This window comes from Bacillus sp. FJAT-29790 (assembly GCF_019039215.1).
Classification (GTDB): Bacteria; Bacillota; Bacilli; order Bacillales; family Cytobacillaceae; genus Cytobacillus.
Genome location: NZ_JAHNZZ010000001.1, coordinates 1380678 through 1402141 on the forward strand (window position 1 = coordinate 1380678; position 21464 = coordinate 1402141).

Annotated in this window: 22 protein-coding genes, 1 pseudogene and 4 riboswitches; of the genes and pseudogenes, 8 read left to right on the forward strand and 15 right to left on the reverse strand. The window is 38.5% G+C overall.

Annotated elements, in window-relative coordinates:
* Positions 1-181, forward strand: a 181-nt coding sequence (locus BGM26_RS06405; protein ID WP_217038875.1) for a hypothetical protein, incomplete at its 5' end; no start/stop codon positions are given.
* Positions 182-315: 134 nt separating this feature from the next.
* Here the strand turns inward: BGM26_RS06405 and queE are convergent.
* The 4 genes from queE to BGM26_RS06425 all read right to left on the reverse strand — a co-directional run bounded on the left by queE (position 316) and on the right by BGM26_RS06425 (position 3106).
* Positions 316-1044 (reverse strand): 7-carboxy-7-deazaguanine synthase QueE, encoded by a 729-nt coding sequence (gene queE, locus BGM26_RS06410; RefSeq protein ID WP_217038876.1) that lies wholly within the window; start codon positions 1042-1044, stop codon positions 316-318.
* Entirely contained in the window at positions 1037-1519 is a 483-nt protein-coding gene (gene queD, locus BGM26_RS06415; protein ID WP_217038877.1) for a 6-carboxytetrahydropterin synthase QueD, read from the reverse strand. The genes queE and queD overlap by 8 nt, the downstream gene beginning before the upstream one ends.
* 3 nt (positions 1520-1522) lie before the next feature.
* Positions 1523-2182, reverse strand: a complete 660-nt coding sequence (queC, locus tag BGM26_RS06420) for a 7-cyano-7-deazaguanine synthase QueC (protein ID WP_217038878.1) — start codon at positions 2180-2182, stop codon at positions 1523-1525.
* A gap of 55 nt (positions 2183-2237) precedes the next feature.
* Positions 2238-2280: riboswitch (PreQ1 riboswitch) on the reverse strand.
* A gap of 148 nt (positions 2281-2428) precedes the next feature.
* A complete protein-coding gene (locus tag BGM26_RS06425; RefSeq protein ID WP_217038879.1) occupies positions 2429-3106 on the reverse strand; it encodes a M50 family metallopeptidase in 678 nt (225 codons plus the stop codon).
* A 414-nt stretch (positions 3107-3520) separates the two neighbouring features.
* Between BGM26_RS06425 and BGM26_RS06430 the strand changes: the two genes are divergently transcribed.
* Positions 3521-4531, forward strand: a complete 1011-nt coding sequence (locus tag BGM26_RS06430) for an AI-2E family transporter (protein WP_217038880.1) — start codon at positions 3521-3523, stop codon at positions 4529-4531.
* Between the two features lie 393 nt (positions 4532-4924).
* Here the strand turns inward: BGM26_RS06430 and BGM26_RS06435 are convergent, their stop codons facing one another.
* From BGM26_RS06435 to BGM26_RS06455, 5 genes are all read right to left on the reverse strand, one after another.
* Positions 4925-5359: an RDD family protein gene (locus tag BGM26_RS06435; RefSeq protein ID WP_217038882.1), complete on the reverse strand. Its 435-nt coding sequence runs from the start codon at positions 5357-5359 to the stop codon at positions 4925-4927.
* Positions 5360-5477: 118 nt separating this feature from the next.
* A complete protein-coding gene (locus BGM26_RS06440; protein ID WP_217038884.1) occupies positions 5478-5792 on the reverse strand; it encodes a DMT family transporter in 315 nt (104 codons plus the stop codon).
* On the reverse strand, positions 5789-6127 hold the full coding sequence (locus BGM26_RS06445) for a DMT family transporter (RefSeq protein WP_217038885.1): 339 nt from the start codon (positions 6125-6127) through the stop codon (positions 5789-5791). Before BGM26_RS06445 ends, BGM26_RS06440 begins: the two co-directional genes overlap by 4 nt.
* Positions 6128-6189: 62 nt before the next feature.
* Positions 6190-6287, reverse strand: a riboswitch (guanidine-I (ykkC/yxkD leader).
* A gap of 17 nt (positions 6288-6304) precedes the next feature.
* On the reverse strand, positions 6305-6631 hold the full coding sequence (locus BGM26_RS06450; RefSeq protein ID WP_217040678.1) for a YnfA family protein: 327 nt from the start codon (positions 6629-6631) through the stop codon (positions 6305-6307).
* Positions 6632-6738: 107 nt separating this feature from the next.
* Positions 6739-7506: an exodeoxyribonuclease III gene (locus BGM26_RS06455; RefSeq protein ID WP_217038887.1), complete on the reverse strand. Its 768-nt coding sequence runs from the start codon at positions 7504-7506 to the stop codon at positions 6739-6741.
* Between the two features lie 312 nt (positions 7507-7818).
* On the opposite strand from BGM26_RS06455, the gene BGM26_RS06460 reads away from it, so the two are divergent.
* Positions 7819-8280, forward strand: coding sequence for an OsmC family protein (locus tag BGM26_RS06460; protein ID WP_217038888.1), 462 nt, complete (start codon positions 7819-7821; stop codon positions 8278-8280).
* 44 nt (positions 8281-8324) lie between these two features.
* Here the strand turns inward: BGM26_RS06460 and BGM26_RS06465 are convergent, their stop codons facing one another.
* Positions 8325-9074, reverse strand: coding sequence for a Cof-type HAD-IIB family hydrolase (locus BGM26_RS06465; RefSeq protein WP_217038889.1), 750 nt, complete (start codon positions 9072-9074; stop codon positions 8325-8327).
* 276 nt (positions 9075-9350) lie between these two features.
* Here BGM26_RS06465 and BGM26_RS06470 point away from each other — a divergent pair, with 276 nt between their 5' ends.
* The 3 genes from BGM26_RS06470 to BGM26_RS06480 all read left to right on the forward strand — a co-directional run bounded on the left by BGM26_RS06470 (position 9351) and on the right by BGM26_RS06480 (position 11825).
* Positions 9351-9779: a cell wall hydrolase gene (locus BGM26_RS06470; RefSeq protein ID WP_217038890.1), complete on the forward strand. Its 429-nt coding sequence runs from the start codon at positions 9351-9353 to the stop codon at positions 9777-9779.
* 356 nt (positions 9780-10135) lie between these two features.
* Positions 10136-10702, forward strand: a complete 567-nt coding sequence (locus BGM26_RS06475) for a sigma-70 family RNA polymerase sigma factor (RefSeq protein ID WP_217038891.1) — start codon at positions 10136-10138, stop codon at positions 10700-10702.
* A complete protein-coding gene (locus BGM26_RS06480; protein WP_217038892.1) occupies positions 10695-11825 on the forward strand; it encodes a hypothetical protein in 1131 nt (376 codons plus the stop codon). Before BGM26_RS06475 ends, BGM26_RS06480 begins: the two co-directional genes overlap by 8 nt.
* 241 nt (positions 11826-12066) lie before the next feature.
* On the opposite strand, the gene BGM26_RS06485 is transcribed toward BGM26_RS06480, so the two are convergent.
* Entirely contained in the window at positions 12067-13230 is a 1164-nt protein-coding gene (locus BGM26_RS06485; protein ID WP_217038893.1) for a cation:proton antiporter, read from the reverse strand.
* Between the two features lie 191 nt (positions 13231-13421).
* Positions 13422-13604, reverse strand: a pseudogene (locus BGM26_RS21810) (Rdx family protein); the annotation flags it as partial.
* Between the two features lie 168 nt (positions 13605-13772).
* Here BGM26_RS21810 and selD point away from each other — a divergent pair.
* Both selD and BGM26_RS06500 read left to right on the forward strand, forming a co-directional pair.
* Positions 13773-14861 (forward strand): selenide, water dikinase SelD, encoded by a 1089-nt coding sequence (gene selD / locus BGM26_RS06495; protein WP_254119078.1) that lies wholly within the window; start codon positions 13773-13775, stop codon positions 14859-14861.
* A gap of 178 nt (positions 14862-15039) precedes the next feature.
* Positions 15040-15780, forward strand: coding sequence for an arylamine N-acetyltransferase family protein (locus BGM26_RS06500; RefSeq protein ID WP_217038896.1), 741 nt, complete (start codon positions 15040-15042; stop codon positions 15778-15780).
* A gap of 595 nt (positions 15781-16375) precedes the next feature.
* On the opposite strand, the gene glyA is transcribed toward BGM26_RS06500, so the two are convergent.
* The 3 genes from glyA to BGM26_RS06515 form a co-directional block, all read right to left on the reverse strand.
* On the reverse strand, positions 16376-17629 hold the full coding sequence (gene glyA / locus BGM26_RS06505; RefSeq protein WP_217038897.1) for a serine hydroxymethyltransferase: 1254 nt from the start codon (positions 17627-17629) through the stop codon (positions 16376-16378).
* A gap of 199 nt (positions 17630-17828) precedes the next feature.
* A riboswitch (glycine riboswitch) is annotated at positions 17829-17919 on the reverse strand.
* Positions 17920-18021, reverse strand: a riboswitch (glycine riboswitch).
* Positions 18022-18162: 141 nt separating this feature from the next.
* Positions 18163-19536, reverse strand: a complete 1374-nt coding sequence (locus BGM26_RS06510) for an amino acid permease (RefSeq protein ID WP_217038898.1) — start codon at positions 19534-19536, stop codon at positions 18163-18165.
* 780 nt (positions 19537-20316) lie between these two features.
* Positions 20317-21255, reverse strand: coding sequence for an L-threonine 3-dehydrogenase (locus tag BGM26_RS06515; protein WP_217038899.1), 939 nt, complete (start codon positions 21253-21255; stop codon positions 20317-20319).
* Positions 21256-21464: the final 209 nt, after the last annotated feature.

The window sequence follows — 21464 nt, forward strand, 5'->3', positions numbered from 1 at the left end:
TCGCTCCCTCTATTTCCCGCAGGAGTCAAGTGCCCTCCGCTCCAATCAACTCAGATATTTAAATAAAATCACACTAAAAAAGCAACAAAGTTTACGAAAACAGCCTTTAATTTTGATCATGTATGGACAAATCGAATCCATACGTGTAATTGCAAAACATACAATCGTAATAATACCATAGTTTGGGTCCATACTCACATATGTTTGCGAGAAAGTTTTGCGTGAAAATAAACTGCCACCCTTTTGATAAGGATCGCAGTTTATTTGACAGTTTTTTGAAAAAAGTCGGACATTAAATGTAGCTTTTTTTAACTTTTAAACGCCTCGTCTATTTCCCCAAATATACGTATGCAGTTGTGGAAGGATTTTCACATCTCTTAACTCGTCATCCTCCATAACCTTCTGGATAAGCCAATCATATTTTCCAAGTAATCGTTTGATTAGATCTTGATCATCTGTCGTTCCAATGTCGTCATTTCCCACCTGCAAGTAAAATGGAATTCCAGGGTAACGAAGATATACCTCTCGTGCATATTCATAATCAGCATCATCAAAAATGACAATCTTCAGGCTGACATTGTGGGTTGGATTTCTTTGTTGTAATCTTTCCAATATCTTATTTAGAACATCAAAATCTGTATTCATTCCCGAGCTTGGGGGCTTCGGGGAAATCGTTAATTCATTAATATCGAAAAACCAATCCTGCCACTGGCTGCCTTGCGTTTCTAGGCAAATTTTGATCCCTTTTTCTTTTAGCAATCCTATCAATCCGCTTAAATTTTTTAATAAAGCGGGATTTCCACCAGAAATGGTCACAAAGGAAAAGCCATTTCCTCCTAGTGCTTGTAGCTCTCCCCAAATTTCATCCGGATTCATTTGCCGAATGGCATCCTTTCCAGTTCCATCCCAAGTAAAAGCAGAATCACACCAAGAACAGGAGTAATCGCAGCCTGCTGTACGGACAAACATCGTTTTCTGCCCAACAACCATTCCTTCGCCTTGTATGGTTGGTCCAAAAATTTCCATAACAGGTATTTTACTCAACTTCCATCCACTCCCTTCTTGCCTCTGCATAGCTTGTAGGAGTTTCATATAGTCGAACAAACTCAACTCTGGCACCGTTATATTGATTGATTCTATCCTTACTCTGCAGTGATTCAGCCATTTTTTCATATATCCAAACAACGATATTTTCAGCCGTTGTATTCATCGGCGGTAACGTTTCATTTAAATATTTATGATCAAGAAAAATTTCAATTTCGTTCTTCCATATGTCTTTAATGTCGCCAAAATCGATCATCAAGCCTCTTTCATCGACAAAGCCGCTAATGCCAAAAATGACTTTGTACGTATGCCCGTGAAGATTTTTGCACTTTCCCTCGTAACAGTGCAAATGATGAGCAGAATCAAACGTAAACTCCTTGCTGACAAGGACTCGTTTCGAATGATATTTTAATTGTTCAGGTTTTATATCTTCATTTATTTTTTGAAGTTTATCGACGATCCGAAATCCATACATGGCCTAAAGATCTCCTCTTTCCATCAGGTATTCTTCAAGTCCTTTTTTTCTTAAAAGACAAGCAGGACACTCTCCACAGCCATCTGCAATGATCCCGTTATAGCACGTTAATGTGTTCTTTCGGATATAATCAAAGGCATTCAATTCATCTGCTAACTTCCAAGTCTCTGCTTTATCGAGCCACATTAATGGCGTATGAATGACAAAAGATGTATCCATAGAAAGATTGAGCGTAACATTCAGTGATTTGATAAAAACATCTTTGCAATCTGGATATCCGCTGAAATCGGTCTCACAAACGCCAGTAACAATATGTTTAGCGTTGATTTGGCTCGCGAGAACCCCGGCAAAAGATAGAAATAACAGATTTCGACCAGGTACAAAGGTAGATGGAAGCTCCCCATCCTCGCCATCTTCCACCTCAATGTCCTGACGAGTCAGGGCGTTTGGGGCCAATTGATTCAAGAGGGACATATCGAGAATATGATGATTCACGCCTAGCTCTTTTGCTATGTTTTGCGCACATTCAATCTCCAACTTATGTCTTTGATTGTAGTTAAATGTCACGGCCTCCACTTCTTTAAACCTTTCCAATGCCCAGTATAAGCACGTCGTACTATCCTGGCCACCACTGAAAACAATCAATGCCTTTTCATTCTTCATTTTCAAAAAATCTCCTTTACAACGAAAAAACAGCACCACTAAGAAAGCAGTCCTGTTTTCCTTAGTTTTTTTGAGAGGGTAGCTAGAACCTCTACCGTATAAAACGGGTTATATTTAGCTATCAGAAATCATTTTAACATATCTTTCGGTTGCAGGCACCACCCGAATTTTGTCGAAAAAAACTACATACTAAATCCGTTCGCTAATTTTCCTTAAATGAACTAAATTTAAATAACCAACTTATTTTTAAATACGATATGCCCCTGCCCTTAATCCTGCAAAGAGGAAGAAGATCGCCTGTACGAAGAAGAATATCCCCCACATTTGCACTGGAATAAAAATGGTAGCATTCGCAAGCCCTGTTGCGTCACCCGCTGCATGTGGCTGAATAAAGCTTAATAATAAAATCGTAAAGGAAGATGTGATCGATTCAACTAGGAGAATACTCGCAATTAGTAACAAACATTTTTGCACAAGGGCCTCAGACCCCTTCGACAATAACAGTAAAAATCCAGCACCAAATGAAGTAAGCCAAAATAAGCCATAGAAATTCCGCACCCAAAATACAAGATTTAACACAATAAACAAAAGTAAAATGAATATAAGTACTTTGTATTTTTTCCGGCTAATGAGCCAAAACGATAAAAACGCAAACAAAGAGGAAAAAACATAACCTGCTCCACCGGTCAATAATCCCCCTATCCACGTACTGTGGCTTGTGTATGTTACACCTTCTGTATTCATAAACAATGCTATTTTATGAACATCCCCGCCTAAAAGGGCCATTAACGCGTGACCCGATTCATGAATAACTGTATTAATCACGCGAACATAGTTACCTAGAATAGGAATATACGTAAGGATAATCGCAATCCCAATAAACAAAAAGAATTTCCAACTTATAAGATCTCTAATCGCTCTCATATTATTTCTCCTTATTAACAAGCCTAATATTCCATTAATTTTTAAAGGCAAAAAAATGAGTCTTAACTACGATTATATACTACGGAAAATCTTGCTGAAAAGTTTCAACAGCCATCAATCTCCACTTATTCCCAACCCCAAATATGACGTTAAGGCTATTCCTTTAAAGTGAATGAAATTGATAGCCACCATATTTCATTGAAGCAAAAAACCGGATTAAATTACTAATTTGCACACAGGGGCGGAGTTTGTTAAAAACTCTCTTCTTTTTTTCATACAAATGATTATGAATAAATATTAAAATAGATTAAAATAGAATATAGGCTGTATTTTAAACGAAAAGTTCGAAGCATATCAGCTTTGTATAGGCAATGGCTAACTTTACGAACGGTATATCGGAGGAATGTAGAAATAATGGATACAATTAATGCGTTTATTAATAAAAATGGCCTTAGAAGATTGATTATTTTTGGGATATTAGTATTTGTCTTATATTTGCTTAAGAGCCTGATTAATTTGATCCTCATCACCTTTATCTTTTCATTTTTAATGGATCGACTTGTGAACCTTGTATCAAATAATTTCAAGCTGCATCGGAAGTTAACGGTGGTAATATTATATTTGCTGATTATCGGTTTGTTATCAATTGGCATCATAAAGTACTTACCGATGATTGTCTTTGAAATATCACAGTTGGTTTCACAGATTCAACATTTCTATACACAAGAGCATGATAATATCATTATAAATTATATCTTAAGCATCATTGAGAAGAATCAAATATCAAATTATTTGGAGCAAGGCTTTACTTTTCTACTCAAATACTTTAGTGGTGTGAGCAAAATTGGCATTCAAGTTATGATGTCGCTCGTTTTGAGTTTATTTTTCTTATTAGAAAAACCAAAACTGATCGAGTTTACCTCCAAATTCAAATCCAGTAAGATCGCACCATTTACAAATGAAATCGAGTTTTTCGCGAAAAAATTCGTCTTAACTTTTGGTAAAGTAATTGAAGCGCAGTTTATTATCGCGCTTGTTAATTGCGGACTCACCACATTAGCATTATGGATAATGAACTTTCCGCAATTGATGGGTCTGTCCATTCTGATCTTTGTCCTCGGCTTAATACCCGTCGCAGGAGTAATTATCTCGCTTGTCCCTTTAACTATTATTGCTTATACACTTGGCGGCTTAATGCAAGTCGTATATATTCTCGTTGTAATTATGATTATTCATTCAATTGAGGCATACATTCTAAATCCAAAACTCATGTCCTCAAAAACGGATTTACCCGTTTTCTACACGTTTATCGTCTTAATTTTTTCAGAACACTTCTTTGGCGTCTGGGGTCTAATTGTCGGAATTCCAGTCTTTGTATTTTTCCTTGATGTGTTGGAAGTGAGGAACAAGAAGGTAATACCTTGAGAAAGATTATCAGGTTCACTTCTTAGGTTAACAATCATATCCACAAGAAAACACACAGCATCTTACTGTGTGTTTTTTTTAAGGCTCTTTTCGCATATATTGTTGTTTTTAGCCTTGAAATTTTGCCCGTTGATTTCCGCTGCGGGCACTTGCTTTCCGCGGGAGGGACGGGAGCCTCCTCGGCGTTACCGCCTGTGGGGTCCCCCGCTTCCCTCTATTTCCCGCAGGATACTGAATTTACATCCTTGAATCTGCCCATGCACGAAGGAAATGCGGTAGCATTTTCGAGGAGTCAAGTGCCCTCCGCTCCAATCAACTTAGATGGTTAAATAAAATCATACTTAAAAAGCAACAAAGTTTACGAAAACAGCCCTTTTAAAAAAAGTTATTCATCTAATTATTCTTAGCAACATATGTCCCAGCAATAAGGTCATGAATGCCTCGCTTATCCTCTCGGAAAATAACCATCAATCCGCTTACGATTGCTGCAATACCGAAAGTAATGGCTACTAAAATATACATTCCGACTACTTCACGCAAAAACATATTCAGTATCGTTAACTTTTCTCCATCAACCCTCTTAATCTTAATTTTACAAAGTCGTTTTCCAATTACATAACCACTCCAGAGTAGTGGCGTGATTACAAGATAGATCCGATATAGAATATCCCACGTCCAAGTATCTGACCAATCAAAAGTGAACTCTCCTGTGACGAAGTAAATTCCTATAGCAATTGGGGTGTATATAATTAAAAAGTCTATTAAGTTCGCGATCAATCGGATGCCAAAACCGGCAGGCTCGATTTCTGTATTTTCATAAGTTTGCATTTTTTCTCCTTCAATCTGTGTATTAACTCTCTTTTGTTGATTATTCACTATACTATAATAATTCGTTATATTTGTGAACCTTGTAATCTACTAGTTGTCAGAAAATTTTCTTTCTCGTTTATGAAGTAAGCTTCAACCCAATTGCTGCCCCGAGCACCATCGAAATAAACAAGAGCCGTTTCCAATCCTTTGGCTCGCCATATAAAACCATACCTAGTATTGCCCCACCTGAAGCACCTATTCCTGTCCAGATCGCGTAAGCCGTTCCCATCGGTAATTCTTCCATAGCGAGAGCAAGAAATAGAAAGCTCGCGCCAAAACCTCCAAGGAGAAGCAAAAGAGACTGCCAATTGCGGTTTTTATGGAAGCTGTTAATCATGACAACACCCAGCATTTCAAAAATACCCGCAAAAATAAGATAAAGCCAACTCATGATGTAATCTCTCCTTGTGAATTATTTTCTTTCGTAACGAGCTTTAACCCGACGACACCACATAACAGAATAAACACAAGGATGATTTTGGAGATTTTCAAAGGTTCTTCAAAGAATATGATCTCTGATAAAACCGTTCCGGCTGTGCCCATCCCAACAAAAACGGCGTACACTGTGCCAACGGGCAATTTCTTCCCCACCATGATCAATAAATAAAAACTGACTATAATAGAAACGATGGTTCCCGCCCATGTCCACAAATCATCCGCATGCTTTAAACCAATCACCCAAAACACTTCAAAAAACGCAGCAATAAATATCTTAATCCAGTTCAATTCCTTCACTCCCATCCGTTGATTAAAAACAAAAAAAGCCCGCGAGATGCTAAAGAACAGCGATCTCCCAGGCTTTTATCCTTCCGTGGCACAGCATCAGCTGTGAGTTTTCTCTCGGACCAGTCCAGCACAAGGCTGCGGAACCCTAGAAAACATTTCGTATATTAATTCTTCTTATCATTGACGAGGTGCAAATAATATCACCGAAACACCAACTAAGCATATCACAGCTCCTACCCAATCATACATATCAGGCGTTTTTTTATCAACCCCCCATCCCCATAGCACGGACAGAACAATAAACACCCCTCCATAAGCGGCATAAACTCTGCCAAATGACGGAAATGTTTGAAATGTAGCAATCACACCGTATAATGCTAAAGCGATCCCTCCAAAAACACCCCAATAAAGCGGCTTTCCTTCTCTAAGCCATAACCAAATCAGATAACCTCCACCAATTTCCCCCAAGCCTGCTAATATAAACAATACGATAGCATAAACGATAAAAACCACTTCCTTTGGATCTTGATGGGAACTATGAAGCAGAAAAAAGGGTAGAGAATCTTTCTAATTTCATACCCTCTCTTTTTTGCATCCCCCTATAAAAGTGATCAATTATGTTCCGAAAAATCCATTTCAAGTACGATCGGACAATGATCACTTCCCATGACATCACAATGAATTTGCGCAGCTTCAATCGAATTCTTCATTCTCTCAGACACGATAAAATAATCAATTCGCCAGCCGATATTCCGCTCTCTTACTTTTGCCATGTAGGACCACCACGTGTAAGCTCCTTCAGCATCCGGGTACACATATCTGAAAGAATCCACGAAACCAGATTCTAGCAAACTAGTCATTTTGCCCCGCTCTTCTGCTGTAAAGCCTGAATTTCCATCATTTGATTTTGGATTTCTCAAGTCAATCTCGTTATGTGCGACATTTAAATCTCCACAATACACAACAGGCTTCTTTTGGTCAAGCTCATAGAGATATTTCTGAAGTTCGTTTTCCCATTCTAATCGGAATGAAAGCCGCGCTAAATCCCTTTGCGAATTCGGCGTATACACATTCACTAAATAGAAGTTTTCGAACTCAAGTGTAATAATTCGGCCTTCCGGTTCAGTTTCGTTCTCCCCCACTCCATACTTGACAGATAGAGGTTTCTTTTTCGTAAAAACAGCCGTCCCAGAATACCCTTTTTTCAGGGCATAGTTCCAATACTGATGATAACCATCCAAATCTAGCTCAATCTGCCCTTCTTGCAGCTTCGATTCTTGAATACAGAAAATATCTGCATCCACCTCTTGAAAATATTCTAAAAAGCCCTTCTTCACACAGGCTCTAATTCCATTCACATTCCAGGAAACGAATTTCATGATGATACTGCTCCTTTTGATAAATTATTCTAGATTCATAGCGTACCATTAAATTGGGATCCTTGCATAGAAAAGAAGAAACTGCTATTAAAAGAATGAACACAAGCATTATAATTATTTTATCTTCTGTTTCTGTTTTCTTTGTGATTACTTATAGTATAGTGACATCGGTATTCAAAATACTGAGTATATAGTTTCCTTTTAAAGATCAAAGAATGACCTGATAAACTATTTTTGAACCCACTTCTTTTAGACACCTGATTGGAAAAATTTTAATAATCGTATATGATCAATGGAAAGGGGGCATTCACTATGGCATTACACCATTTTCACTTGAAAGCACGTTGGCCGGGACTAAGGAATGATGTCGGTGAAATCGAGTCAGGACAACTAAAAACTAAGGTTTCGATCCCTCCGGAAATGGATGGACCCGGTGTCGGAACGAATCCAGATGAAATGCTCCTCGGAGCTGCCGCGACCTGTTATATTATCACCCTGGCGGCCATGCTGGAACGAACCAAATTAGAGAAAGTAGATTTAACGATGGAATCAGTAGGTATTGTCGATGTAACAAAAGGAGTTATAACATACAAAAAAATCATTCACCGCCCTGTCATCGTGCTAAAAACTGATGCTTCTGATAAAGATGTCCAATTGGCAATGAAACTTGCCCAAAAGGCCGAAACATCATGTATGATTTCCCGTGCTTTAAAAGGCAATGTGGAGATTGAATTGGAAGCTTCCATTATAAGACAGATAAAAGAAATGATCTGAGGAGATCATTTCTTTTCCAAAGATTAACTATAATTGATTTTCACTTACAGCGCCCACTTTCGGATAGCCGCGGCCACTCCATCCTCTGTATTTGAACTTGTTACAACATCAGCTGTTTCCTTAACGATATCTTGGGCATTCCCCATCGCTACCCCCCATCCGCATTCCTTGATCATCGCGATATCATTCAGACTATCACCAACAGCCATGACATTCTCCATTGAAATTCCAAGGCGATCGCAAACTCGTTGGATACCCTTTGCTTTGTTGACACCCATTGCGTTTACTTCAATATTTTTCAGGCTCGAATTGCTGATTTCCAGATTCCCTTTTGCTTGAAGATCTTTCAAAATCGTTTCCCTTACTGCATCGTCATCGATATCAAAGCCGAATTTAAGCCATTCATAAGCAGTTAAATTCTCAGGCATTTCATTCCTCCAAACCTGATCACAGCTTGTTGCCCAGAATTTCGTTTTATGAGTTTTGGAAAGATCCCACATCCATTGTATAACCTCAGTTTCAACAAGATTTCTTTCCATTAATTCTCCCTCAGGCCCCCAAATTTCACTGCCATTTACGGTAATCAAGTAAGAATGAAGCTCAAGTGACTCGGCATGTTCTCGGGAAGTTAATATTGAACGACCTGTACTTATGACAACTTCAATTCCTTTTTCCTTTGCCTCTTTAATGGCTTTTCGGTTCTGAACTGAAATTTCTCCATGTTCATCCAATAATGTACCGTCCATATCGAGAGCAATCAATTTGATCTTAGGGGTATTTTTGTATTTTTCCATGTAAATTCTTTCTCCTTTCAACCATTCACAATAACATTAGTATAGGTAATAATCCGGTTAATAAGCTAGAAAAAAGCTCTTGGCACCTTTAATGCATGGATCCTCTGCAGATGTGAGTTCAGATTAATTATATTTTCAACCAACCCATCTACACTCTGATAAAGTTCTGCTTTATTATTTACCGGCATAAATATGAACTGTATGCATGAAAATTCGATGGTCATTTTGACAAAACAATCCATATGATAACGAAATAAAAACAATGGTGGTGAACTCATGGCAGTCGTGAGGTATAACACAGCAGATATTAATTTACTAGCCAGATTACTTAGGGCTGAAGCAGAGGGAGAAGGAACCAAAGGAATGATGCTTGTCGGAAATGTCGGAATAAACCGAATCAGAGCAAATTGTTCTGATTTTAAAGGGTTACGTACCATTCCGAATATGGTTTTTCAGCCACATGCATTTGAAGCAACTACAAAGGGGTATTTTTATCAAAGGGCGAGGGAAAGTGAACGTCGCTTAGCACGTCGGTCAGCTAATGGCGAATCAACATGGCCTGGTAAATATAGTTTGTGGTATTTTAGACCTGTAGGTAATTGTCCATCAACTTGGTATAATCAGCCATTAGTAGGACAGTATAGACTCCATTGTTTTTATGAACCAACAGCAACAGAATGTCAAAATGTTTATAATACGTTTTAATTTTCGTGCCGATCTCCGTTTCGTTATTGTATTAACGCTAAGGGGATCAGGCATTTTTTTGCGTTATTTTTCATACTATCCTGGTGATATTTGCCTATTAGGGAGAAGTTATCCTTATTTCAATTTGAAAAATAGGAGCAATAAATTAATATATAGGACCAATTATGTGAAAATTGAGCTCAATTTTTTTCTGGCAAGCCTTTCAAGATGAAAGGGGAATTTTTCTAATAATAATATAAAATAAAAATTACATTTATAAAGTGAAGCGATTTCCGCCTCGCTGTCGTCTAAATATCGGAGATTTGCAAAGGCGCCCGGAAACCAATGCACATACATAGAAAAAAGGAGATGACAAAGTGAGCCGCGAAGAGCATCTAGCGAAGTCGATCGCTTCAAAGATGGATCGAGCTCTCGCCCTAGAAATGATCATGGATGAATATGGAACAATGATAAAACGACTGATTTATTCATATGTGAAAGATTGGGAGATTGCAAGTGACCTAACGCAGGAAGTCTTTCTTACGGTCTATGAGAAACTGGAAACCTTTCACCAACGTTCATCCTTTAAAACATGGATTTTTTCCATTGCCATTAATAAAAGTAAGGATTATTTAAAAAGCTGGCACCACCGCAATTTGATAATCAATGAAAAAGTGTTCTTTTTTAAAAAAGATACGGCAAAGAATCCGGAGGCGCAACTACTTCAGTTAGATAAGCAGAACGAACTACTTAAAGGCGTCTGGTCTCTTCCGGTCAAATATCGAGAAGTCCTTCTCCTTCATTATTATCAGGACTTTTCCTTTCATGAAATAAGCACGACATTAAACATCCCGCTTTCGACGGTAAAAACGCGTTTATATCGGGCACAGGAAAAAATGAGAAAGTTACTTTCAATGGAGAATAGGGGTGAATTATATGGATAAGTTGGAGAAAAAGCTAAAAGAAGCGATGAATCAAGTTATGTCAGACGAATCGGCATTTTCTGAAATTGAAAAGCAGCGTGTCCGCAATCGGATTAATCAAATAGCGCCTTCCCATATAAAGACGAAACGATTTCTCCTTCCAAAAGCGCTCACAGTTATTGCGGCAGCTGGCTTTATCGCTATAATTAGCGGGATTATTAGTGATAACGATGGATTGATCGGGCAGAATAATGGCGAAACGATCGAGAAAGAATTGGAATCCTTTTACCCTGGTTTAGAATATGGAGACTTATTGAATGGCTGGAAATTAATCAATAAAGGTCCATATGACGGTGCAAAGCCGAATCCTTCAGGAAAGTTGAAAGCAGTGTTTGAGGGTGAAGCAGAAATCACCGGAAAGTTAATCTATTATGATGACAACGATCCTGAGTTTCCTGGAAGATTATTATTTACACCGAATAAAGAAGAAGTCAATTCATTACCACTGCTGAACGACACCATTCCGGACTTAATTTTTAATCGTCAGGATCAAGAGCTTATCCGAAAGGAATATGGAATTGCGGCTTCAGGCAGCTTTGATCATATCACCATAAAAATTAATCGTTTTACGACAAATTATAAATCTGGAGAAGACATCCCGGATCTCGTATCTGTTCAAGAAGTTGTGGTACAGCAGGAAGATGAACGAAGCTCAACTCCATTTACTATTTTATTGGATAGCAGTAACAGAATGATGCTACCAAAGAAATTACAAAAGATATATGATGAGTTTTCCATTACAAAGGATGATGAAATTTTAGCAGAGCTAACCCCTTCACAAGTATTTCAGTTCTACTACTACTCTGAGGAACAAGAAGATTATGAAGTCCAATATAACTTATATATCGATGATGAAGAATACATCAGAGTTTTCGAAACATTCGAAGACTATCTTAAAGCAATTGAAACCACTGGTTCGAAAAATAAGGAAATGTTAATAATCGATAAAATAAAATCGGCGTCATTACAAGAAATTTTGGTTAATGATACCTATGCATACGTTGCCATTTCGAAAGACCAAGGTTTCAGTTTACAAAAAAACCGCAAAGGGATCTGGAAGGTAAACTGGTTGCCTCTCCAATAGAAACAAGCGCTTGTATCAGCATTAAAGATACAAGCTTTTTTTATTCTTCTTCAGAAAAAATCTCTGTCAAAAACCGCTATTAAACTGAATTGTAGATCACCTAAAAACAACAAAGGCTAAGAAAACAGCCTAAATACCATAAGTTTACATAACAATATTATTAGAAACATTGTTTAAAAAAGGTGCTTGAGATCCAAGCACCTTCCGTTATTCATTCAGCTCGCTCCCTGAACCTATTTTCCTAGCCTGCATTTTTAGCATCATTAAATTTAGACTGCATTTTAGATTTAAAAAACAATTTCATCATCGGCGGAGTCACAATTGTTGTAACGAGAATCACAATAACAATTACCGCAAACAAATCTTGAGTTAATAGCTTCGATTCTAACCCAATTGCTGCAATAATTAATGCAACTTCCCCACGGGAAACCATTGCTGAACCTATTGCCATTGAGCTATTCCAGGAAAACCCTGCTGCTTTTGCTCCAAGGGATGCACCGATTAATTTCGTTAAAATAGCTAAAATACTTAGACCAACAATAAGACCAAGATTGTCAATCACGCCATTAAACTGAGCAGAAATCCCGATGGATGCAAAGAATACGGGAACAAAAATCGAATAGCTAATCGTTTCTACTTTTTCAAAAATCTCATTTTTGAAGCCAGTTAAACTAATCGCTATTCCTGCGATATATGCACCAATAATTGCTGCAACCCCCGTATATTCCGCTAAATATGCAAAAACAAAACAGATGATCAAAGCAGATGAAATGATCGTTTCAGTAACCTTTAACGGTGCAAACTTTTTCATGAACCAAGGAACAACCTTCCACCCAACAAGGGTAGCACCTGCGAAAAATAGTATTTTCTTCATGACAACTACACCTAAGTTCACATCCCCGCCAGCCAGGCTCATTAAAAATGCCAAAGCAAGAATGACTACGACGTCATCAATAACTGCCGCTCCTAGAATGGTTGCCCCTTCACGCGACTTTAATTGATTCATCTCTTTGAGCGCTTGAACAGAAATACTAACACTAGTTGCTGAAAGTAATAATCCCAAAAACAGCGATTGGACAGAAGTAAGATCGAGAACCATACCAGCAAAATAGCCTAAAACAAGCGGAACAATAATGCCGCCTAATCCTACAAATGCAGCAGGTTTTCCAGTCCGTTTAAACTCATCGATATCAGTCTCTAGTCCTGCGATAAACATCAGCAATATCACACCAATTTGACTAAACTGTGCTAAAGTTTCTGTCTCAGTCACTAAACCTAAAACAGATGGACCCAAAATAATCCCAATCAATAACTTACCCAAAACAGAAGGCTGACCTAACCTTACACTAATGTCTCCGAAAATTTTGGAGGCAAATAAAATGATTGCTAATTGAAGGATTAACATGTAACTTCCACCTTTCCATTTAAAAAATTTACAAAAAAACAAAAAAAAAGCCTGTCACCAAGGGCATAATTATCCCTTGGTGACAGACTCCTCCAAGTGTTCTTTGTATTTTATTATTTTTAGAATAACATACTTTCAGGTAATTGGCATCATTTTATCGAAAGGATTAATATGTAATACAACTTGAATAATTAAGCTTGCATTTTTTCAATAATATCCTGTGATTTTGGAAATAACCCTGTGTCATCCTTCGAGTAAATTTTCACTCCGTTCACCGTGACTTCGAATACCCCGCCAGAGCTAGGGATTAACTCCATTTTTTGAATGTTGGTACGAAAATGTGTAAATAGGTCTTCCGCGAACCTCGCGGCTTTTGGTGCGTAGTTTCACTGCATGCAAAATTCTACAATAACATGGAAATTCCCCATCTTTATTCCTCCTTAAAGATTAATAATCATTGCCATTGTAAGACAAGTTTTATTTTTCCGCAAACGATACAATTCAATGATGTGATTTTAAGGCTTAAAATATGTATACTGAAGATGGAGGTGGTACTGTTGAGCGAGCATGAAAAAATTCGCCTGACTTCATTGTCAACGAAGGCTGGCTGAGGCTGCAAAATCGGTCCTGAGGACTTGGCGCAAGTTTTGCGTCTTTTACCAAAGCAAGAACCAGTGCCTGAGCTGCTTGTTGGCCATGAAACATCTGATGACGCTGGCGTGTATCAATTAACAGATTCAATCGCTTTAATACAAACGATCGACTATTTCACCCCGATTGTCGATGATCCATATATGTTTGGCCAAATTGCTGCTGCCAATGCACTCAGTGATGTGTATGCGATGGGCGGTCAGCCAAAAACAGTGCTGAATATTGTGGGCTACCCTGTTAAAAAACTTGGTGCTGAAATGCTTGCGGAAATACTTAGAGGTGCTGGAGATAAAGTCACAGAAGCAGGCGCTATTACAGTCGGCGGGCATTCTATTGATGACCAGGAACCGAAATTCGGGCTCTCTGTTACCGGAATTGTTCATCCGGATCGCGTTTGGAAAAATGTCGGCGCAAAGCCTGGAGATATTTTAGTGCTAACAAAGCCAATTGGTGTCGGAATTTTGACGACCGGAATTAAACGAAGTGCAGTCACATCTGAGCAGGAAAAAACGGTCACTGAAATCATGGCTACGCTAAATAAAACAGCTGCCGAAATTTTAACTTCTTTTTCGCCACATGCAGTGACCGATGTAACCGGATTCGGGCTACTCGGGCACGGAAGTGAGATGGCACGTGGAAGCGATGTGAGCTTAGAGATTGATTTTGAAAAAGTTCCGATTCTAAATGGTACATACGAACTGGCTCAGCAAGGTGTCATCCCAGGTGGTTCAAAATCTAACCATAAGTGGCTAGAGAATGATGTGTTGTATGATCAGATTCCGCTAGAAGAACAGTATATTTTATGTGATGCGATTACGTCCGGGGGATTGCTTGCAGCCATTTCAGCAAATGAAGCAAACCAATATATCAAAAAGCTTCATGAAGCGGGCATTCATCAAGCTGGAGTAATTGGAAGAGTAGTAGAAAAACGGGATAAGCTCATTTATGTGCAACGTTCGAAAAATGCTTGGAGTTACTAATAAGAGCGGTGGAATTCTTCCCCGTTCTTATTTTTGATCATTGTGTATACATGATGTTTCTAATTATTAGCAGCTATATAATTAAACAGTTGCCTTCAAACTATCATGGAAGAACGAGATATACTTTTCATTCTCTGTGGTGTTACTGCGATGCATGGTTGGCTTAAGGGGTGATTACGTGGATATCCAAGCATATTTACAACGGTTTTCAGTTGAACAAGAAAGTCAGCTCGATCTAAATTATTTAACCAAACTTCAGAAATGTCATTTGGAAAAGATTCCGTTTGAAAATTTGGACGTAACAAGAAAAGTCGAAATAATATTAAATGTAAGCAGATTTTTTGAAAAAATTGTCGACAGACATCGTGGTGGCTACTGTTATGAACTCAATGGACTTTTTCATAAACTATTAACGGATTTGGGTTTCGAGGCGCATCTAATTGCTTGCACAGTTAAAAGACCGAATGGCTGGGCAAAGGAAAATACCCATGCAGCGATTATTGTCCATTTGGATCAGCCATTCCTTGTTGATGTAGGCTTTGGGGATTCTGTCCGGCAGCCTCTTCCATTAACTGGTGAAGAGCGGAAAGATGTAAGCGGAACTTATCGAGTAAAAAAGAACGGTGAAGCCATTTATCACCTAGAACGGCTTGAGGGTAAAGAGTGGAAAACACTCTACCGGTTTACTGTTTCCCCTAAAGAATTAATCGATTTTACAGAGGGATGCCTTTATAATCAAATCTCCCCCGAATCTAGTTTTACCCATGGCGATATTGTTACGCTTGCGACGAAATCCGGGAGAATCACTCTTAACGGTTTAATCGTTACTCGGACAGAAGATGGAGTGAAGGAAAAGTTCGAATTGACAGAGGAAGAAAAGAAAAAATATCTCGAGGAACATTTTAAGATTGTCATTTAATGCTCCATAATTTGTGTCTTATTCCAAAGAAAATTATATAAAAAGGTTTTTTTGCAAACATTGTTACTTTTGTAACAGTATTTATAATTTCGAAAACTCCTCAGAAAGGAAAAGCCGGTCCTCATGAGGAGTTCATGGCGACCGAAAACTCTTCGAAAAAGGGAAAACGGTCCTCATGAGGGCTTCATGGCGATTGAAAATTACTCGAAAAAGGTAAATCGGTCCTCATGAGAGCTTCATGGCGACCGAAAACTCTTCGAAAAAGGAAAAACGGTCCTCATGAGGGCTTCATGACGACCGAAAATTACTCAAAAAAGGTAAAACGGTCCTCATGAGAGGTTCATGGCGACCGAAAATTACTCGAAAAAGGAAAAACGGTCCTCATGGGGGTTCATGGCGACCGAAAACTCCTCGAAAAGGGTTCAGAAAAAAACACTTTTGATTACTAAATGCAACAATCCATTAGAATTGCCCTCCAATAAAAAATGACTATCAAATTAACATATAATTTGATAGTCATTTTTCTTCATATTGTTAATGTTTGCGATGGATAACGGAACTCGTTAACAGCATAGTCCTTTTAGCAATGTTACTCTTATACATGAACCGGCATTTGTTGAAATAACGGAAACTCAGCACAAATGGCTTTTGTCGTTTCTTTCGCCTTTTCTAAAACCTCGGCATCACCCTTGCTCTTCAAGACAGTTGCAATGACTTTCGCAATTTGTACCATTTCTTCCTTTTTCATTCCGCGCGTTGTTAACGCTGGTGTACCCATGCGGATTCCGCTTGTCACGAACGGGCTTTGTGGATCGTACGGGATCGTGTTTTTATTGACTGTAATACCTGCCTCTTCAAGTAGCTTCTCCGCCTCTTTCCCCGTTAAATCCCATGGACGAACATCGAGTAATACGATATGATTGTCTGTTCCTCCAGAAACAAGGACTGCCCCTTCTTTCACTAACTCTTCACCAAGTGTTTCTGCATTCTCGATCACTTGTTTCGCATACTCTTTAAAGCTCGGCTGCAATGCTTCGTTAAAAGCAACCGCTTTCGCTGCAATAATATGCATTTGCGGACCGCCTTGAATTCCAGGGAATATAGCTTTATTAATCGCTTTAATCATCTCTTCATCATTTGTTAAAATTATGCCACCGCGCGGTCCTCTCAATGTTTTATGCGTCGTGCTTGTCACCACATCTGCATATGGAACCGGTGATGGGTGAAGTCCTGCAGCAACAAGCCCTGCAATATGTGCCATATCGACCATCAATTTCGCGCCAACTTTATCAGCAATTTCTCTAAAACGGGCAAAATCAATCGTCCTTGAATAGGCGCTTCCACCTGCAATGATCAATTTTGGTTTTTCTTTTACGGCGATGGCTTCCAGTTCATCATAATCGATCAGATGAGTATCTTCCCTAACACCGTAGGACACGATTTCAAACCATTTACCAGACATGTTTACCGGACTACCATGTGTTAAATGTCCGCCATGGGATAAATTCATCCCCATTATTTTATCGCCTGGCTGCAGCAAGGCGAAAAATACGGCAGTATTTGCTTGTGCGCCTGAGTGAGCTTGAACATTAGCAAATTTAGCGCCAAATAATTTTGTTAAACGTTCAATGGCCGCGTTTTCTACAACATCAACATTTTCGCATCCACCGTAATAACGCTTTCCTGGATAGCCTTCTGCATATTTATTCGTCAAAATGCTCCCCAATGCTTCTAATACATCATCACTGACAAAGTTTTCTGATGCAATTAGCTCTAAAGCATGATGCTGGCGGTGATTTTCCTTTTCGATCGCTTCAAAAATAGTTGAATCATTTTCTCGTAAACTCATAATTATTCCTCCTTGTTTTTCTGTCCATAATTTTCTCTAGCTACAATAAGCAACTGTTGTTAAAAATCGGAAATATCCCGATGTTTAAAGCGCTTGTAAAGCTGCAAACGTTATTTTCCGAGAAAACTGCAGAAAACAATACGCTTTTCTGTCATTTTTTGAACGCAAAAAAGGACAGAAAAGGGTATTGTTGCGTTCGCTCCCCTTCTCTGTCCTTTTACCTGAGAGATTAACTCCTTTTCAGAGTTTTCCCCTTTGGTGGCGTTTAATAAACGCGCTCTCCAGAGTAACGTCCAGTTGTAGTACTTCTACCTGAGAGATTAGTTCCAAGGGTATTTTTGGAACTTGCTCCTTCGGTGGCATTTGCAATTACACTCTCCCACAACTATCATCCGTACTTAATTCAATTTTTGTAATTTTAAGATTAAATGATTTATTTAAATATGTCAATCTTTTTTGGAAACACTTTTATCTATTTAGAAAGTAAGTTGATTAACCTACTTTTCTGAATTTTTATTCATTGCATCTTAATTTTAGGCTACATTTCCTTGGTTCGCCTGTTTTGCCTTTGTCTTCCGAAGCTTATAAATCACAATCAGCATAACAAACCAAACAGGAGTTACAAACAAAGCAACACGAGTATCTTCTGCAAGTGCAAGCACGACAAGCACGAACGCTAGGAAAGCAAGGATCAAGTAATTGGAAAATGGATAAAGTGGTAATTTAAATTTATTCACTTTCGCTAGATCTGGTCTTGTTTTACGGTATCTCAAATGGCTGATGACAGTAATTCCCCAAATAAAGATGAAACATACTGTAGAAACACTTGTAATCAGTGTAAATACTCCTTCTGGCATTACATAGTTCAAAATAACGGAAAGAAGTATGACGCTAGTTGAAAAGATCAATGCATTGGAAGGCACTTTTCGGGAATCAAGTTTTGTAAATGGTACAGGTGCATTATTATCTTTGCCAAGTGAGTATAACATCCGGCTTGTACTGAAAACGGCACTATTACCTGCAGAAGCTGCGGATGTTAAGACTACAAAGTTAACGATACCAGCAGCTGCAGCAATACCTAGCCCTACGAAAACTTGAACGAACGGACTTTCCATTGGGTTGATTGAGTTCCACGGATAAACACTCATAATGACAACCAGTGCACCAATGTAGAAAATAATAATCCGAATAGGGATACTATTAATAGCTCTTGGGATTACTTTTTCTGGATCTTTCGTTTCACCTGCTGTCAGTCCCACAAGCTCAATACCAACAAACGCAAATACTACCATCTGGAATGAGAGAATAAAACCATTTATGCCATTCGGGAACATTCCGCCGTGACTCCATAAATTCGTGAGACTAGCTGTCCCTGCATTCGAAGTAAAGCCAGTAATAATCATAAAAGTTCCGACAACAATTAGCGCTAGAATCGCGATAATTTTAATTAATGCGAACCAAAACTCCATTTCTCCAAAAAGCTTTACAGTTGCAAGGTTCATAACGAGCAACACGACAAGCGCAATTAAAGCTGGCATCCACTGTGGTACACTAGGGAACCAATACTGAAAATAAAGACCAACAGCTGTTAAGTCGGCCATTGCGATTGAAATCCAGCAAAACCAGTAAGTCCAGCCGGTGATAAATGCTGCCATATTACCACAATAATCTTGCACAAAATCAACAAAAGAATGATACTTCAAATTGCTTAAGAGTAACTCTCCAAGTGAGCGCATGATTAAAAAACAAATTAAACCTGTAATCATGTAAGCAAATAGAATCGACGGTCCTGTCAAATGGATAGATTTACCTGCTCCAAGAAATAATCCTGTTCCGATCGCCCCGCCAATAGCGATTAGTTGAACGTGCCTGTTTTTTAAACCTCTCTCCAGTTCTTGTTCCTGCATGGAATTTCCCACTCCCTACTTTTCAAGTTTGTTTGGAATTTTTTCAGCAATAGATTCGATCAAAGGTGCTTCTATTAAACAAGGTATCCATCAGACCATAGTTAGCTATTAATCCATCTGTCTAGGGCGTTTTGAATGAGCTTAATTGCTAGATTTGAATTAGATTAGATAGTTACATATCAGGCCTGTTCTATGAAGTTCTTTTAACGATCGATCCATCCATTTCCTCTTTGTTAGTTTTCGAAAAAGTAATAGGACTTAAATGAAAGGGCTTTCAAAAGTATCACTTATTAAAAGTTGGCTCACCCTAAAAGCGAAAAATGACATCTTCCCTGGAAGATTAACTGCTAGTTTATTTTAACCCAGCTAGGTACCCATTTGGGTCGCAGATTGCATCCCCCTTCCTCTTTACAAGTACCTATCTTCCCAAAGTATGAATGAGGAAAAGATAATCGCATTCCTATTTCTCTATAATAAAAATATAAATGCATAGATTAATAATGTCAACTAAATTTTCTCAATATATTCTATTTTTCGATCTATTTAAATAGATTAATCACTATAACTAATGGGTTTATTAACTATTACTTTCAAAACCTTATTGATTCAACCTGGAGGGATTTATATTAAAAATATTCTAAATAATTTAGACAATAGTATTCTAATAAATAAAAATAGTGTCAAACTGTATAAAAAATACCCATTTCTAAGTGAATAAAAGTTTTCCAAAACAATAAAAAAAGGCAGCTACATGTTCTGCCTTTTTGTTTGTATTCATTATTATTTTCGAAGTTTATCTAACATATCTGCTGTCATTTTCGCAAGATCGTATTCGGCTTTAAATCCCCATTCTTCCATTGCTGAAGTTGCATCAATTGAATTAGGCCAGCTGTTGGCAATTTGTTGGCGGACAGGATCGACATCATAGGAAATTTCAAAGCCAGGAATTGACTTCCGAATCTCAGCAGCAATTTCTTCTGGTTCAAAGCTCATTGCTGTGACATTAAAGGCATTGCGGTGCTTTAATTTCGAAGCGTCCGCTTCCATTAGGTCCACAATTGCATTCAACGCATCCGGCATATACATCATATCCATATACGTGCCTTTATTAATATAAGAAGTATAGCGGCCATTTTTGATTGCCTCGTAGTAAATTTCAACGGCATAATCCGTTGTTCCGCCTCCTGGAGGTGTTACATACGAAATTAATCCAGGGAAGCGCAAACCTCTCGTATCAACGCCAAATTTATGAAAATAATAATCACCCAGCAATTCTCCCGCAACTTTGTTTACCCCATACATCGTAGTTGGACGCTGAACCGTATCCTGAGGGGTCATATCTTTCGGAGTTGACGGACCGAATGCGCCGATCGAGCTCGGCGTGAAAAACTGACAGTTTAATTCCCTTGCTGTTTCAAGTGCGTTCATTAGGCCGCCCATATTTAAATTCCATGCAAAAACAGGATTCGCTTCTGCAGTAGCTGAAAGAAGAGCAGCCATATGAATGACTGTATCCACATTATGTTTCCTTGCTGTCTCAATCATCGTCTTTGTATCTGTGACATCGACAACTTCAAATGGACCAGAAAGGGCTGTTTCGGAATCATTTTTCCGAATATCGGTTGCGATTACATTGTCATTCCCGTAAATATTTCTAAGCTTTAATGTCAACTCAGAACCAATTTGCCCTAAAGCACCTGTAATAAAAATCCGCTTCATATGAACCCCTCATCTTCCCTGTTGGTAAAATTTTTTCTCTAGTCTCTTTTCGCATATATTGATGTTTTTAACCTTCAAAGTTGGCCCGTTGATTTCCGCTGCGGATACTTGCTTTCCGCGGGGAGGGACGGGAGCCTCCTCGGCGTTACCGCCTGTGGGGTCTCCTGTTCCCTTTATTTCCCGCTGGAGTCAAGTGCCCTCCGCTCCAA